We start from the raw sequence: 14,687 nt of genomic DNA, 5'->3' as shown, positions 1-14,687 counted from the left end.
CATGCCCCATCTGGTGATTCTCTACACCCCGAACATCGAACCCGAGACCGACATGTCGGCGCTGTGCCGCACACTCGCCGACACCATGCTCGAACAGCGCGACGAGGAAGGCAGGCAGGTCTATCCGACGGGGGGCACGCGCGTGCTGGCCTACCCCGCCGCGCACTACGCGGTGGCCGACGGCAAGGCGGACTACGCCTTCGTCTATCTCAATGTGCGGATGGCCGCCGGTCGCTCCGATGCGGTGAAGAAGCGCATCGGCGACGCGCTGCTCGACCAGGCGAAGCGTCACTTCGAGCCGGTCTTCGCACGGCGACACATCGGCATCACACTGCAGATCGACGAAAGCCCCGGTCAGGTCTACGACGGCAAGCACAGCAACCTGCATCCGCTCTTCAACAAATAACGAACCGTCCATGCTCGCACCCGACGTCATCCACCAACTCGCCGCCGAGCTTCACGAGAGCGAGAAGTCGCGCGTGCAGGTCGAGCACTTCTCCAAGCGCTTTCCCGAGATGACCATCGAGGACGGCTACGCCATCTCGCGCGAATGGGTGAAGACCAAGCTCGCCGAGGGCCGCGTCGTCAAGGGCCACAAGATCGGCCTGACGTCGCGTGCGATGCAGCAGGCCAGCCAGATCACCGAACCGGACTACGGCACGCTGCTCGACGACATGTTCTTCGAGCAGGGCGGCGACATCCCGTTCAAGCGCTTCATCGCGCCGCGCATCGAGGTCGAGCTGGCCTTCGTGCTGGGCAAGCGGCTGCAAGGGCCGGACGTGACGATCTTCGACGTGCTGGCGGCCACCGACTACGTCGTGCCGGCCATCGAGATCATCGACGCGCGCATCGAGCAGTTCGACCGCCACACGAAGGCGATGCGCAAAGTGTTCGACACCATCGCCGACAACGCGGCCAATGCCGGGATCGTGATGGGCGGCCGCCCGGTGAAGCCCGACGCGGTGGACCTGCGCTGGGTCAGCGCCCTGCTCTACAAGAACGGCGTGATCGAGGAATCCGGCGTGGCTGCTGCCGTGCTCAACCATCCCGCGACGGGCGTGGCCTGGCTCGCCAACAAGCTCGCGCCGTGGGACGAATGCCTGGAGGCCGGCGAGGTGGTGCTCGGCGGATCCTTCACGCGACCGACGACTGCCGTGCCCGGCGACACTTTCCACGCCGACTACGGACCGCTCGGCTCCATTGCCTTCCGCTTCATCTGAGACCACCATGGCCCCCACGCTTGCCGCTTCGCGTGCTGCGCTGCCCCCCGAGGGGGCCGCAGTCGCCTTGGGGCGGCCCGGCGCCGACTGAAAGACACCATGCAAACACCTGCGAACCCCTTCAAGCAAGCCCTCGCCGCCAAGCGCGCCCAGATCGGCCTGTGGCTCGGCCTCGCCGATTCGTACAGCGCGGAAATCTGCGCCGGCGCCGGCTTCGACTGGCTGCTGATCGACGGCGAGCATTCACCCAACGGCCTGCAGAGCATCCTGCAGCAGGCGCAGGCGATCGCCGCGTACCCCGGCGCCAACGCCATCGCGCGCGTGCCGCTCGGGCATGGCGATGCCGGCACGGCACTGATCAAGCAGTACCTCGACCTCGGCGTGCAGACGCTGCTGGTGCCGATGGTCGACACGCCCGAGCAGGCGAAGGCGATCGTCCGCGCGATGCGTTATCCGCCCGACGGCATCCGCGGCATGGGCGGCGCGCGCGCGTCGGGCTGGGGCCGCTATCCGGCCTATGCGAAGGAAGCGAACGACCGGGTCTGCCTGCTGGTGCAGGCCGAGACGCGCGAGGCGCTCGCCAACCTGGATGCCATCGCAGGCGTGGACGGCGTCGACGGCGTCTTCATCGGCCCGGCAGACCTGTCGGCCTCGATGGGGCACATGGGCAACCCCGGCCATGCCGACGTGCAGGCGGCGATCGAGGACGCCATCGCGCGAATCAACCGCGCCGGCAAGGCGGCAGGCATCCTGACGCCGGACGAGACGCTGGCGCGCAAGTACCTGGACCTGGGCGCGCTCTTCGTTGCCGTCGGGCTCGACACCAACCTGCTGGTGCGGACAACCACGGCCCTGGCGGCGCGCTTCAAGGGCGGCGCCAAGACGACGACAGCGAGCAGCAGCACTTACTGACGCGATGACCGATTCCTCGAACACGGGCCGCAAGCCCTTCCGCTCCGCGACCATCCGCGACGGCGTGATCCGCGCGACCACGCGCAGCTTCCTGCACGCGCTGGGCCAGGACGACGAGGACATTGCGCGCCCGCACATCGGGGTGTTCCACACCGGCGGCGAGATGAGCCCCTGCAACCTGAACCTGCGCGAGCAGGCGCAGCACGCCAAGACGGGCATCTACGCCGGCGGCGGCACGCCGCACGAGTGCCCCGTGGTGTCGGTGAGCGACGGGCTCACGATGGCGCATTCGGGCATGCGCTTCTCGCTGATTTCGCGCGAGCTGATCGCCGACAGCGTCGAGGCTTCGACGCGCGGCCACCAGTGGGACGGCATCTTCGCCATCGGCGCCTGCGACAAGAACCTGCCGGGCCTGATGATGGGGATGGTTCGCTGCAACGTGCCGAGCGTGTTCGTGCACGGCGGCTCCGCACTGCCCGGCCAGATGCCCGGCCCCGACGGCCGCGACCTCAACGTCGTCGACACCTACGAGACCATCGGCAAGGTGCTGGCCGGCGATGCCACCGCGGACGAACTCGAAGCCATGAGCCGCGCCTGCCTGCCCACGGCCGGCGCCTGCGCGGGCCAGTTCACCGCCAACACCATGGGCATGGTGTCCGAGGCGCTGGGCCTGGCCCCGATCGGCTCCAGCATGGTGCCCGCCGTCTTCAGCGAGCGAGCGCCCCTGATGCGCCGCGCCGCGAAGTCGCTGATGCGTGCGGTGATGGGCGAAAGCCCCCTGCCCCGCGACATCGTGACGCGCAAGGCGCTGGAGAACGCCTGCGCCGTCGTGTCGGCCACCGGCGGCTCGACCAACGCGGCGCTGCATCTTCCGGCGATCGCGCACGAGGCGGGCATCAAGTTCCACCTGGACGACGTGGCCGAGGTGTTCGCGCGCACGCCGCTCATTGCCGACCTGCGGCCGGGTGGCAAGTACCTGGCGCGCGACGTGTTCTATATCGGCGGTGCTGGCGTGATCCTGCGCACGCTGCTGGAGCAGGGCTATCTGCACGGCGATGCATTGACCTTCACCGGCCGCACGCTGGCCGACGAAGTGGCCGGCGCGGCCGAGCCCGATGGCCGCGTGGTGCGCAAGGCGGGCGACCCGATGTCGCGCGACGGCGGCCTGGCCGTGCTCAAGGGCAACCTGTGCCCCGACGGCGCGCTGCTCAAGACCGCGGGGCTGAAGACGCTGGTGCACCGCGGCCCGGCACGCGTCTTCGATTCGGAGGAAGAGGCGCAGACGGCGGTGCAGAACCGCCGCTACGAACCCGGCGAGGTCATCGTGATCCGCAACGAGGGCCCCAAGGGCAGTCCCGGCATGCGCGAGATGCTCGGCATCACGGCGCTGCTCTACGGGCAGGGCATGGGGGACAAGGTGGCGCTGCTGACCGACGGACGCTTCTCGGGTGCGACGCGGGGACTTTGCATCGGCTACGCGGGGCCCGAGGCGGCCGACGGAGGGCCGATCGCGGCACTGACGGATGGCGATGTGATCGCGATCGACGCGCGGGCGGAAGCGCGCAGCATCGCGGTGGAATTGACGGATGCGGAAATTGCCGCGCGGCTGGCGAAACGTGAGGTAAACGCGGGGGTGCGGCATGGCGGCTTGCTGGAAAAATATGCCCTCACCGTGCGGCCTGGCCACCAGGGCGCCGTGACCCACTCCGGCGCAGTCACCTGGCTGCGCGACGAGTCCTGAAGCACCACCCTTGGAGACATCCGCATGAACTTCACACGCCGCAGCCTGCTGCAAACCACCGGCGCCTCCGCGCTGCTCGCGAGCATCGGCCAGCAGGCCTTTGCGCAAGCGACGATCGAGACCGCGCGCATCATCACCGGCTTCGCGGCCGGCGGCACCTCCGACACGACCTGCCGCCGCCTCGCGACCAAGCTCGCGCCCGACTACGCCAAGACCGTGGTGGTGGAAAACCGCACCGGCGCGGGCGGCCAGATCGCCGTCACCTATGTGAAGAGCCAGCCGGCTGACGGCGCGACCATCCTGCAGACGCCGACCTCGATCCTCACGATCTATCCGCACATCTACAAGAAGCTGCCGTACGACCCGGTGACCGATCTGTCGCCCGTGTCGCTCGCCTGCATCTTCGACTTCGGCTTCGCGGTCGGGCCTGCCGTGCCGACGAGCGTGAAGACCGTGCCCGAATTCCTGGAGTGGGTGAAGGCCAACCCCGCCGGCGGCAACTTCGGTTCGCCCGCGGCCGGCTCCACCCCGCACTTCATCGGCGCGCTGCTGGGCAAGAACGCAGGTGTCGATCTCAAGCACGCGGCCTACCGCGGCACGCAGCCGGCCATGCTCGACCTGCTGGGCGGCAACATCTCGGCCGTCTCGGGCCCGATCGGCGACATCACGCAGCACCTGCCGACCGGCAAGGTCCGTATTCTCGGCGTCTCCGGCACCAAGCGCAGCCGCTTCGCGCCCGATGTGCCGACGTTCGGCGAGCAGGGGCTCAAGGACATGGCTTTCAGCGAATGGTTCGCCTTCTTCCTGCCGGCCAAGGCCTCGCCGGAGATCGTGAACCGCCTGAACGGCGCAATGAAGACCGCGCTGGGCACCAAGGAAGTGATCGACGGCCTGCATGGCTTCGGGCTGGAGCCGATGTCGTCGTCGCCGGCCGAGTTGGCCGAACTGCTGAAGAAGGACACCGCCATGTGGGCGCCGATCGTCAAGAAGATCGGCTTCACGGCAGAGGCTTAGTACACCCCCAGGCTTGCCCACTTCGTGTGGCCGCCCGCCCCCTTGCAGGGGGCGATACCTGCGGACCGGCGGAGCCGGTTCCGCGGTATTCCTGAAAGGGCTGCGGACGGGTTGGTTGGGTTGGGGCGGATTTTTGAAGGAACTGATATGAACACACTTGCCGCCATGCCGACCTCCGAACTGGACCATCGACTCCTCCACCCCGATGAGCGCGCGGCGCGGCTGGAGCTGGCGGCGTGCTATCGCGTGTTCGCGATGCTGGGCTGGACCGAGATGATCTACAACCACATCACGGTCCGGCTGCCCGACACGGTGACGGGCGGCGAGAAGCAGTTCCTCATCAATCCCTTCGGCCTCCACTACAGCGAGGTCACCGCGAGCAACCTCGTGAAGATCGACCTGCACGGCAATGTGCTCGACGGGTCGACCTGGCCGGTGAACCCGGCCGGCTTCACGGTGCATGCCGCGATCCACGACGGACTTGCCGACGCGCACTGCGTGATGCACACGCACACGACGGCGGGCGTGGCGGTGGCCTGTCTGCAGGGCGGGCTGCAGCAGACCAATTTCTATACCGCGCAATTGCACGACATGGTGGCGTACCACGACTTCGAGGGCATCACGATCCATGCCGACGAAGGGCCGCGCCTGTTGAAAAGCATCGGCGACCGCAAGGCAGTGATCCTGCGCAACCATGGGCTGCTGGCCTGGGGCGAGACGCTGCCGCAGACGTTTGCCATTCTCTGGACCCTGCAGCGCGCCTGCGAGATCCAGATGGCGACCCTCTCGATGGGCGCCGCCATCCCGGTGCCGGAAGACGTCGCGCGCAAGTGCACGCGCGATGCGCTGCAGTTCAATCCGAACCACGGTGCGGGCCGGGACGTGCTCGACGCCCTTGTTCGCCAGGTCAACCGCATCGACTCTTCCTACAAGAACTGACTGAATCATGAAGGTTTGCATCTACGGCGCCGGCGCCATCGGCGGCTGGATCGGCGCGAAGCTCGCGCAGGCGGGTTGCGAGATCGACGTGGTCGCGCGTGGCGCGACGCTCGAAGCACTGAAGCGCGACGGCCTGACGCTGGTGAGCGGCGATTCACGCGTGTCGGTGCCGGTCAACGCGAGCAGCGATCCAAAGGCATTGGGCGTACAGCAACTGGTGGTCGTAGCGGTAAAGGCGCCAGCGCTGCCAGCCGTCGCGCAGCAGATCGCGCCACTGCTCGGCCCCGAAACAATCGTGCTCACGGCCATGAACGGCGTGCCGTGGTGGTTCCTGCAAGGCGGCTTCGGCGGCAGCCTGGCCGGTGCGCAACTCGAGGCCATCGACCCGGGCGGCAAGATCGACGCGGCCATTCCCGCCAGGCACGTGATCGGCTGCGTGGTGCATGCGAGCTGCTCGCTCGACGCGCCGGGCGTGGTGCGGCATCACTTCGGCAACGGACTCATCATCGGCGAGCCCTCAGGGGAGGCGACACCGCGCGCTGAAGCGCTGCGCGACCTGCTGGCGCGCGCGGGCATCGACACCAAGCTCTCGCCGCAGATTCAGAAAGACGTCTGGTACAAGCTCTGGGGCAACATGACGGTCAACCCCATCAGCGCACTGACCGGCGCCACGACCGACCTCATCCTCAACGACGACCTGGTGCGCGGCTTCATCTCCACGATCATGCTGGAGGCGAAGGAGATCGGTGCTCGCATCGGGGTGCCCATCGCCGAGAGCCCCGAAGACCGGCATGCCGTCACGCGCAAGCTGGGCGCTTTCAAGACCTCGATGCTGCAGGACGTTGAAGCAGGGCGCGCGGTCGAACTCGACGCGCTGGTTTCGGCGGTGCGAGAGCTGGGGCAACGGGCCGGCGTGCCGACGCCGTTCACGGATGCGCTGCTCGGGCTGGCGCGCTTGCGGGCAAGGCAGTCGGGCCTCTACTGACCCTCGCCTCTCAATCGACCGTCGCGGGCACCCGCATGGCGACAGCGCACATGAGTTCGTAGCCCACCGTGCCGGCGGCCTGCGCCACGTCGTCGATGGACAGCAGCGCGCCGTTGGATGCGCGACCCCACAGCGTCACCTCGCTGCCGAAACCGGCATCGGGCACCGGCGTCAGGTCGACCGTGATCATGTCCATGCTCACGCGCCCTACCATGCGAGTGCGCACGCCGTTCACCAGCACGGGCGTGCCGGTCGTGCAGTGGCGCGGGTAGCCGTCGGCATAGCCGACCGCGGCGACGCCGATGCGCATCGGGCCGTCTGCCGCGAAGCTCGATCCGTAGCCGATGGTGTCGCCCGCCTTCAGGTTCTGCACGCCGATCAGTTGCGTCGACAGCGTCATGCCGGGCTGGAGCTGCCAGTGCTGTGCGTCGTGTTCGGGAAAGTCCGGCGCGCTGCCGTACAGCAGGATGCCGGGGCGGACCCAGTCGGCGCGGGTGGTCGACGCGTGGCGCAAGGTGGCGGCGCTGTTGGCGACCGAGCGCTCGCCCGGCAGGTCTTGGGTGATGCGCTCGAAGACTTCGATCTGGTGCGCGATGCCGCGCGCGCCGTCGGCGTCGCTGAAGTGCGTCATCAGCGTGATCTCGTCGACTTGCGGCAGCGCGTTCAGCCGCGTCCACGCCGAGCGGAAGCGTTCGGGCGTGAAACCGAGCCGGTTCATGCCCGAATTCATCTTGAGGAAGACGCGCTGCGGCGCCTGCGTCTTGTGGGCGGCCAGCATGTCGATCTGCTCGTCGCAATGCACCGCGTGCCAGAGATCGAGCCGCGAGCACAGCTCCAGGTCGCGCGCATCGAAGACGCCTTCGAGCAGCAGGACCGGGCCGCGCCAGCCGAGCGCGCGCACACGTTCGGCCTCCTTCAGGTCGAGCAGCGCGAAGCCGTCGGCGGCCCGGAAGGCGTCGAAGACCCGCTCGATGCCATGGCCGTAGGCATTGGCCTTGACCACGGCCCACACGCGCGAGTCGAGCGCCGCGCGGCGTGCGCGATCGAGGTTGTGCCGCAGTGCAGCAAGATGGACAGTGGCGAGGATCGGACGCGGCACGGTAAAAAACCCTGTGAAAAGCAGGAAACACTCACACAAACGCGCCCAGAGTGACAGGCGCGTCACGCCATTTTGACACCGCACCCCCATGCTATAACCGCGCAGCCGCCACGGAAGCGGCCCCTCTTCCACTATCGCCAGCAGTCTCAATTTCTGGCCAGCAGCCCATCGATGAAGCGCGGTTTCTACACGATCATGTCGGCCCAGTTCTTTTCGTCACTGGCCGACAACGCGCTTTTCGTTGCTGCCGTGGAACTGATGCGAACCAACGGCGCGCCCGAATGGCAACGCGCTGCGCTGGTGCCGATCTTCACCATCTTCTACGTGGCGCTGGCGCCGCTGGTCGGTGCCTTCGCCGACGCCTTGCCCAAAGGCAAGGTCATGTTCATCAGCAACGCGATCAAGGTGGTGGGCTGCGTGATGATGCTGTTCGGCTCTCACCCGCTGCTCGCCTACGCCATCGTCGGGCTGGGCGCGGCGGCCTACTCGCCGGCCAAGTACGGCATCCTGACCGAGTTGCTGCCCGCCTCTCAACTGGTCAAGGCCAATGGCTGGATCGAGGGCCTGACCATCGCATCGATCATTCTCGGCATCGTGCTCGGCGGCCAGCTCGTGGGCCACGCACTGTCGAGCCAACTGCTTTCCCTGGATTTCCCCGTCATCAATACGGGCATCGACACGCCGCCCGAAGCGGCGATCTCCGCGCTGATCCTGGTCTACATCATCGCCGCATGGTTCAACACGCGCATCCCCGACACCGGTGTGGAGATGCGGCCGCTGCGCTCCAACCCGCAGCACAGCTTCGTCCGCAACGTGGCCGCGCTGCTGCCTGATTTCTGGCACTGCAATTCGCGCCTGTGGCGCGACAAGCTCGGGCAGATTTCGCTGGCGACGACGACCCTGTTCTGGGGCGCGGGCGGCAACCTCAAGTACATCGTGCTCGCGTGGGCGTCGTTGGCGCTGGGCTACAACACGGCGCAAGCCTCGTCGCTGACGGGCGTGGTCGCGATCGGCACCGCGGTCGGCGCGATCGTCGCTTCGGTGCGCATGCGGCTCGACATGGCGACCCGCGTGATCCCGCTCGGCATCGGCATGGGCGTGCTGGTGATCGGCATGAACTTCATCGGCAACATCTGGCTGGCGGTGCCCTTCCTGATCCTGCTGGGCGGCCTGGGCGGCTTTCTCGTGGTGCCCATGAACGCGCTGCTCCAGCATCGCGGCCACAACCTGATGGGCGCCGGTCGCTCCATCGCGGTGCAGAACTTCAACGAGCAATCCTGCATCCTGATCCTGGGTGCGTTCTACAGCGCCTGCACCGGGCTCGGCATGTCGGCCTATGCGGCCATTACCGCCTTCGGCGTCGTGGTGGCGGGCTTCATGTGGCTGATCAAGCGCTGGCACATGAGCAACCTGCGCAAGTACCCCGAAGAGGTCGAGCACCTGCTCGCCATCGCTCGCAGCGACAAGCACCACTGATCCCGTCTTGCCTGCCATTGCGCTGATCTTCAACGCCTTCGTCTGGGGCGTCTCCTGGTTTCCTTTCCGGCAGATCGAAGACCACGGTCTGCATCCGGTGTGGGCGACCTGCCTGATCTATGCCGCGATCGCGCTGGTGATGGCGCTGCTGCGCCGCAGCATGTGGCACGTCTTCGTTCAGCAGCCGGGGCTTGTGCTGCTGGGGCTGGCGGCGGGCTTCACCAACGTCGGATTCAATTGGGGCGTGACGCAGGGCGACGTGGTGCGCGTGGTGCTGCTGTTCTACCTGATGCCGCTGTGGAGCGTGCTGCTGGCGTGGGGCTTCCTGGGCGAGCGGCCGACCTTGGCGTCGCTCGCACGCGTGGCGCTTGCGCTCATCGGCGTGGCGGTCGTGCTGAAGACGCCGCAGACCGAGTGGCCGATCCCGTCGAGCCTGCCGGACTGGCTCGGCGTCGCGGCGGGTTTCGGCTTTGCGGTCACCAACATCCTGCTGCGGCGGCTGCGCACCGCGCCCGGAGAATCGCGCGCGCTGGCCATGTTCGGCGGCTGCGCGCTGGTGGCCGGCGCGACGGCGCTGGCCGGGACGGCGCTGGGCGCCATCGCGCCGCCGCCCTTGGCGGCATCGGCCTGGTGGGGCTGGGCCTTCATCCTGGGGATCGCCCTCGTCTTCGCCAACGTCTGCCTGCAATACGGCGCCGCGCGGCTGGCGGCGAGCGCGACCTCCGTGATCATGCTGTCGGAGGTGCTGTTCGCCAGCGGCTCGTCGGTGGCGCTGGGCGCCGCGACGATGGACGCGCGGATCTGGATCGGCGGAGCACTGATCGTGCTGGCCGCGGTGTGGTCGGCGTTTGCGCGATCGCCGGGCGGCGAGGATGATCGACCCTCCTCCCTTCAGAAAGAAACGCCATGACCAGCGTCTACGACTTCGAAGCCCGCCAGATCGATGGCAAGCCGGTGCCGCTCTCCAAGTTCAAGGGCAAGGTGCTGCTGATCGTGAACACGGCCAGCAAGTGTGGATTCACACCGCAGTTCGAGGGACTGGAAGCCTTGTACGAGAAGTACTCCGCCAAGGGCCTCGCGGTGCTCGGATTCCCGTCCAACCAGTTCGGCAACCAGGACCCGGGTACCAACGAGGAGATCGGCGCCTTCTGCGTGGAGAACTACGGCGTCAGCTTTCCGATGATGGAGAAGATCGACGTCAATGGCTCGGGCGCGGCACCGCTCTACAAGTGGCTGGTAAAGGAAGCGCCGGGCTTCCTGGGCAGCACGGCGATCAAGTGGAACTTCACCAAGTTCCTGATCGGCAAGGACGGGCAGGTCATCCGGCGCTATGCGCCGCTCGACAAGCCCGAGTCGATCAGTCGCGACATCGAGACTGCGCTGGCGGCATAGCCCGCCCCCACCCGCCGGCTCGGGGAAGCCGGCTGCAGTGTTTCAGAAGCGGAAGTCGGCGGTCTTCGAGCCGCTGCCGAGCGTGACGACCTGGCTCTTCGTGACGCCGTCGGCCACTGCCTCGACCGTATAGCGTCCGGGCGGCAGGTCGACGTGGCAGATCGGTCCGTTCGAGACCAGCGACAACGCGGTGGCACCGGCCGCATCCTTCACCGTCACCGCGACATCCGCCAGGTACGCACCGCTGGCGCGAGCGAAAAGCAGCGATAGCGGATGGTCCTTCATCGCGGCACGCATGGCGACGGATTCGTCCGACCCGACGCCGCCGCAGACATACTGCCCGGAACCGTCGCTCTTCATCGTCGGCGCGACCACCGGCACCACGGCGGGAACTGCGGCGGACTGGGCCTGCACCACCCAAGGTGCGACCGCGCAGGCACAAACGACCGTGCCACGCAGAATGAATCGAAAAGAGGCGTGCATGAAGACACTCCCATAGTGAACACGACATGCATGCTCACTTTGCACCGCCTTCCGGCGAGTCGGACCAGACCCCCAGTGGATGTGCGATCAGGCCGTCGGTGCCGCCGACAACGCTTCATCCAGAAGCTCGACCCAATGCCGCACCGGCGTCTCGCTGCCGCTCTGCAGATGGGTGATGCAGCCGATGTTGGCCGACACGATGGTCGTCGGCCTGAGCTGGTTCAGATGACCCAGCTTGCGGTCGCGCAGCGGGTAGGCCAGCTCGGGCTGCAGGACCGAATAGGTGCCCGCCGACCCGCAGCACAGGTGCGCTTCGTTGAGAGCCACCTGCACGTCGAAGCCCAGTGCGCGCAGGTTCGTCTCGACGCCGCCCCGCAGCTTCTGCCCGTGCTGCAGCGTGCAGGGCGGGTGGTAGGCGATGACGCCGCGCGGCGCGTTGACGCGCCCCTTCAGCACAGGCACCAGTTCGGGCAGCAGTTCGCTCAAGTCCCGGGTGAGCGCGCTGATGCGCTCGGCCTTGGCGGCGTAGGCCGCGTCATCCTTGAGCATGTGGCCGTACTCGCGCACCGTGACGCCGCAGCCGGAGGCGTTCATCACGATGGCCTCGACCTCCTTGCGCTCGACCTGCGGCCACCAGGCGTCGATGTTGGCGCGCATCTGCGCCTTGCCGCCTTCGTGGTCGTTGAGGTGGAACTTCACCGCCCCGCAACATCCTGCGCTGGCTGCGACGACCGCCTGGATGCCGGCCGCGTCAAGTACGCGCGCGGTCGCGCTGTTGATGTTGGGCGCCATCGACGGCTGCACGCAACCTGCGAGCATCAGCACCTTGCGTTCATGCGTGCGCGTCGGCCACGCGCCGGATTTCCGCGGCGCAGGCACCTTGGCCTTGAGCTTGGCGGGCAGCAGGCCACGCACCGACTGGCCGAGCTTCATCGCAGGCGCGAAGAGCGGCGAAGGGAGCGCTTCCTTCAGTGTCCAGCGCACCGCATTTTCGAGCGGCGGGCGGGCCACCTTCTCATCGACGATCTTGCGGCCGATGTCGACCAGGTGGCCGTACTGCACGCCGCTCGGGCAGGTGCTCTCGCAGTTGCGGCAGGTCAGGCAGCGGTCGAGGTGCAACTGCGTGCTGCGCGTCGGCGCCTTGCCTTCGAGCACCTGCTTGATCAGGTAGATGCGCCCGCGCGGTCCGTCGAGCTCGTCGCCGAGCAGTTGATAGGTCGGGCAGGTGGCGGTGCAGAAGCCGCAGTGCACGCATTTGCGCAGGATCGCCTCGGCTTCGCGGCCGTCGGCGGTGCCTTGGAATTCGGGAGCGAGTTCAGTTTGCATGCGTGGGGTCAGTCCGCGGGATAGAGCCGTCCGCGATGGAAGACGGCGTGAGGATCGAACTCGTTCATCAGCGCGCGGTGGATGCGCTCGACGGCGGGGCTCAGCGCGTCGAACCTGCCGAGCACGCGTTGGCCGTGAATGTCCGAGGGCATGAACAGCGTCGCATGGCCGCCTGCGTCACGGGCCGCTGCGCGAAGTTGCGGTCGGCGGTCGGGCGGCGCGAGGTACCAGCGCTGTCCGCCGTGCCACTCGATCAGGGGCGTGCCGTCGATATCGAGCACCGGCGCGGTCTGCGGCACCGACAGGCGCCAGAGGTCGCGCGCGCCGCGCGCACCGAACCATGGGTGCTGCTGGTCGCGCAGGGACTGCCAGCCCGTGGTCGTGCGCTCGCCGCCCTGGCGCTCGCCGCCCAGGTGCTTGCAGGCCGCTTCGACCGCGGCCACCGCGCCGCGCAGGCGCAGCGACAACACGCCCTCGCCGTCCCGCTCGCGCCAGACGCTCGCGTTCAGCGGCAGCGGCCGGCCACCCCATTCATTGAGCAGGCGCAGCGCATCGGCCTGGCTGCAGGCGAACTCCAGCGTCGCCTCGGCGGGCGCGACGGGCAGCACCTTGAGGCTCACTTCCGCGATGAGCCCGAGAACGCCCAGCGAGCCGGCGAGCACGCGCGACACGTCGTAGCCTGCGACGTTCTTCATGACCTGTCCGCCGAAGGTGAGCACCTCGCCGCGACCGTTGACCAGCGTGGCACCGAGCACGTAGTCGCGCACCGACCCCACGCTCGCGCGCGAAGGCCCGCTGAGCCCGGCGGCGACCATGCCACCCACCGTCCCCCCTTCGCCGAAGCGCGGTGGCTCGAAGGCCAGGCACTGTCCCTTGTCGGCCAGCACGGCCTCGAGTTCCGCCAGGGGCGTGCCGGCGCGCGCGGTGACAACCAGCTCGCTCGGCTCGTAGCTGGTGATGCCAGCAAGGTCGATGGTGGAGAGCGGCTCGCCTTGCGGCGGCTCTCCAAAGAAATCCTTGGTGCCGCCCCCGCGGATGCGAAGCGTCGTGGTGTCGGCGGCAGCGGCGCGCAGGCGCTCGGTGATCTGGCGAAGGGCTGGATCCATGCCGGCGATCGTACCGCCAGCGGCCCGGTCAGTCCTCGAAGAAGCGAACTGGCAAGCCGGGCGTGGCCACCCGGACCGACAGCACGTGACCCGACGCGGGTCGCTGTTCGAGTTCAGCGGCCGGCCGGCCGCGCCGCGCGGTGGTCACGAACAGCGTGCGCAGGTCGTCACCGCCGAAGCACGGCATCGTCGGACATTGCACGGGCGTCGGCAGCGCCGACACCTGCTCGCCGGAGGGCGCGAAGCGAAGCAGTTGGCCGCCCTCGAACATCGCGACCCAGTAGTGGCCCTCGGCGTCGATGGTGGCGCCGTCGGGCCGGCCTTCGTAGCGGACGAGCGATTCCGCCGTCCAGCCTGAAGGCTTGTCGCCGAACTGCTGGAACACGCGAGGGTTCGACAGCCGATTGGGCCGCGCCGCCCACGTCCACGCGCGTACGCGATGCGCGGCGGTGTCGGCCCAGTAGACCGTCGTGTCATCAGGGGAGAAGGCGAGGCCGTTGGCGGTGGTCGCCTCGTTGGCCATCTGCGTCAGCGTCGGCGCACGGCCGCCGCGTGCGTCGAGGCAGTAGAGCGCGGCGTTGGCGCGGTCCTTCGCCTCGTTGAGGGTGCCAGCCCAGAACCGGCCGAGCGGATCGCACTTGCCATCGTTGAAGCGCATCGTGCTCGCGTCGTGGTCGACGTGCGCGATGGGCTTGAGCTCGCCGCGCCACTCCCGCGCACGATAGACGCCGTCGCGCAGCGCGATCACCAGGCCGCCCGTGCGCGCCGGCGCCATGCAGCCGGGCTCGGTCGGCAGGCTCCATCGCTCGACCTCGGGTCCGGCGATGTCGCCGCGCGTGCGCAGCACCGCACGTCCCGGAATGTCCAGCCAGTAGAGCGACCTCTCGGCCGGATGCCAGAAGGGCGACTCGCCGAGCTGGCTGAGGCTGTCATTCAGCGTGGTCCACATCAGCCGCAGCTTAGGCCAAAAAGCGCGAAAAAAGGCCCGCAGGTG

15 protein-coding genes are annotated in these 14,687 nt (G+C 68.1%); 10 read left to right on the top strand and 5 right to left on the bottom strand.

What is annotated here, in order from left to right:
- Position 1 precedes the first annotated feature (1 nt).
- From QTH97_RS20240 to QTH97_RS20210, 7 genes are all read left to right on the top strand, one after another.
- A complete protein-coding gene (locus QTH97_RS20240; protein WP_286570246.1) occupies positions 2-406 on the top strand; it encodes a 5-carboxymethyl-2-hydroxymuconate Delta-isomerase in 405 nt (134 codons plus the stop codon).
- A 10-nt stretch (positions 407-416) separates the two neighbouring features.
- Positions 417-1,220 carry a 2-oxo-hept-4-ene-1,7-dioate hydratase gene (hpaH, locus tag QTH97_RS20235; RefSeq protein ID WP_286570245.1) on the top strand — a complete coding sequence of 268 codons (804 nt, stop codon included), beginning with the start codon at positions 417-419 and terminating at the stop codon, positions 1,218-1,220.
- A 99-nt stretch (positions 1,221-1,319) separates the two neighbouring features.
- Positions 1,320-2,132, top strand: a complete 813-nt coding sequence (locus tag QTH97_RS20230; protein ID WP_286570244.1) for an aldolase/citrate lyase family protein — start codon at positions 1,320-1,322, stop codon at positions 2,130-2,132.
- A 4-nt stretch (positions 2,133-2,136) separates the two neighbouring features.
- Positions 2,137-3,873 carry a dihydroxy-acid dehydratase gene (ilvD, locus tag QTH97_RS20225; RefSeq protein ID WP_286570243.1) on the top strand — a complete coding sequence of 579 codons (1,737 nt, stop codon included), beginning with the start codon at positions 2,137-2,139 and terminating at the stop codon, positions 3,871-3,873.
- Between the two features lie 24 nt (positions 3,874-3,897).
- Positions 3,898-4,887: a Bug family tripartite tricarboxylate transporter substrate binding protein gene (locus QTH97_RS20220; RefSeq protein WP_286570242.1), complete on the top strand. Its 990-nt coding sequence runs from the start codon at positions 3,898-3,900 to the stop codon at positions 4,885-4,887.
- Positions 4,888-5,034: 147 nt separating this feature from the next.
- Positions 5,035-5,826, top strand: a complete 792-nt coding sequence (locus QTH97_RS20215) for a class II aldolase/adducin family protein (RefSeq protein ID WP_286570241.1) — start codon at positions 5,035-5,037, stop codon at positions 5,824-5,826.
- Positions 5,827-5,833: 7 nt separating this feature from the next.
- On the top strand, positions 5,834-6,811 hold the full coding sequence (locus tag QTH97_RS20210) for a 2-dehydropantoate 2-reductase (protein ID WP_286570240.1): 978 nt from the start codon (positions 5,834-5,836) through the stop codon (positions 6,809-6,811).
- 10 nt (positions 6,812-6,821) lie between these two features.
- Here the strand turns inward: QTH97_RS20210 and alr are convergent, their stop codons facing one another.
- Positions 6,822-7,910 (bottom strand): alanine racemase, encoded by a 1,089-nt coding sequence (gene alr / locus QTH97_RS20205; protein ID WP_286570239.1) that lies wholly within the window; start codon positions 7,908-7,910, stop codon positions 6,822-6,824.
- A 171-nt stretch (positions 7,911-8,081) separates the two neighbouring features.
- Between alr and lplT the strand changes: the two genes are divergently transcribed.
- From lplT to QTH97_RS20190, 3 genes are read left to right on the top strand one after another with little or no spacing between them, the layout of a single operon-like run.
- The gene (gene lplT, locus QTH97_RS20200) at positions 8,082-9,386 is read left to right on the top strand and encodes a lysophospholipid transporter LplT (protein ID WP_286570238.1); all 1,305 of its coding nucleotides are present in this window, start codon (positions 8,082-8,084) and stop codon (positions 9,384-9,386) included.
- Positions 9,387-9,393: 7 nt separating this feature from the next.
- The gene (locus QTH97_RS20195) at positions 9,394-10,296 is read left to right on the top strand and encodes a DMT family transporter (protein ID WP_286570237.1); all 903 of its coding nucleotides are present in this window, start codon (positions 9,394-9,396) and stop codon (positions 10,294-10,296) included.
- Positions 10,293-10,778, top strand: a complete 486-nt coding sequence (locus QTH97_RS20190) for a glutathione peroxidase (RefSeq protein WP_286570236.1) — start codon at positions 10,293-10,295, stop codon at positions 10,776-10,778. The genes QTH97_RS20195 and QTH97_RS20190 overlap by 4 nt, the downstream gene beginning before the upstream one ends.
- Positions 10,779-10,820: 42 nt before the next feature.
- Here the strand turns inward: QTH97_RS20190 and QTH97_RS20185 are convergent, their stop codons facing one another.
- From QTH97_RS20185 to QTH97_RS20170, 4 genes are all read right to left on the bottom strand, one after another.
- Positions 10,821-11,261, bottom strand: a complete 441-nt coding sequence (locus QTH97_RS20185; protein ID WP_286570235.1) for a carboxypeptidase-like regulatory domain-containing protein — start codon at positions 11,259-11,261, stop codon at positions 10,821-10,823.
- 87 nt (positions 11,262-11,348) lie between these two features.
- The gene (glcF, locus tag QTH97_RS20180) at positions 11,349-12,587 is read right to left on the bottom strand and encodes a glycolate oxidase subunit GlcF (protein WP_286570234.1); all 1,239 of its coding nucleotides are present in this window, start codon (positions 12,585-12,587) and stop codon (positions 11,349-11,351) included.
- A gap of 8 nt (positions 12,588-12,595) precedes the next feature.
- On the bottom strand, positions 12,596-13,693 hold the full coding sequence (gene glcE / locus QTH97_RS20175; RefSeq protein ID WP_286570233.1) for a glycolate oxidase subunit GlcE: 1,098 nt from the start codon (positions 13,691-13,693) through the stop codon (positions 12,596-12,598).
- A gap of 28 nt (positions 13,694-13,721) precedes the next feature.
- On the bottom strand, positions 13,722-14,642 hold the full coding sequence (locus QTH97_RS20170; protein WP_286570232.1) for an SMP-30/gluconolactonase/LRE family protein: 921 nt from the start codon (positions 14,640-14,642) through the stop codon (positions 13,722-13,724).
- Between the last annotated feature and the right edge of the window lie 45 nt (positions 14,643-14,687).

It is taken from the genome of Variovorax gracilis, assembly GCF_030317115.1.
GTDB lineage: Bacteria > Pseudomonadota > Gammaproteobacteria > Burkholderiales > Burkholderiaceae_C > Variovorax > Variovorax gracilis.
This window is presented reverse-complemented; position numbering and strand designations above follow the sequence as displayed.

Coding starts and splice junctions, on each gene's coding strand:
- QTH97_RS20240 (WP_286570246.1), top strand. CDS start 2: ATGCCCCATCTGGTGATTCTCTACACCCCGAACATCGAACCCGAGACC.
- hpaH (WP_286570245.1), top strand. CDS start 417: ATGCTCGCACCCGACGTCATCCACCAACTCGCCGCCGAGCTTCACGAG.
- QTH97_RS20230 (WP_286570244.1), top strand. CDS start 1,320: ATGCAAACACCTGCGAACCCCTTCAAGCAAGCCCTCGCCGCCAAGCGC.
- ilvD (WP_286570243.1), top strand. CDS start 2,137: ATGACCGATTCCTCGAACACGGGCCGCAAGCCCTTCCGCTCCGCGACC.
- QTH97_RS20220 (WP_286570242.1), top strand. CDS start 3,898: ATGAACTTCACACGCCGCAGCCTGCTGCAAACCACCGGCGCCTCCGCG.
- QTH97_RS20215 (WP_286570241.1), top strand. CDS start 5,035: ATGAACACACTTGCCGCCATGCCGACCTCCGAACTGGACCATCGACTC.
- QTH97_RS20210 (WP_286570240.1), top strand. CDS start 5,834: ATGAAGGTTTGCATCTACGGCGCCGGCGCCATCGGCGGCTGGATCGGC.
- lplT (WP_286570238.1), top strand. CDS start 8,082: ATGAAGCGCGGTTTCTACACGATCATGTCGGCCCAGTTCTTTTCGTCA.
- QTH97_RS20190 (WP_286570236.1), top strand. CDS start 10,293: ATGACCAGCGTCTACGACTTCGAAGCCCGCCAGATCGATGGCAAGCCG.
- QTH97_RS20185 (WP_286570235.1), bottom strand. CDS start 11,261: ATGCACGCCTCTTTTCGATTCATTCTGCGTGGCACGGTCGTTTGTGCC.
- glcF (WP_286570234.1), bottom strand. CDS start 12,587: ATGCAAACTGAACTCGCTCCCGAATTCCAAGGCACCGCCGACGGCCGC.
- glcE (WP_286570233.1), bottom strand. CDS start 13,693: ATGGATCCAGCCCTTCGCCAGATCACCGAGCGCCTGCGCGCCGCTGCC.
- QTH97_RS20170 (WP_286570232.1), bottom strand. CDS start 14,642: ATGTGGACCACGCTGAATGACAGCCTCAGCCAGCTCGGCGAGTCGCCC.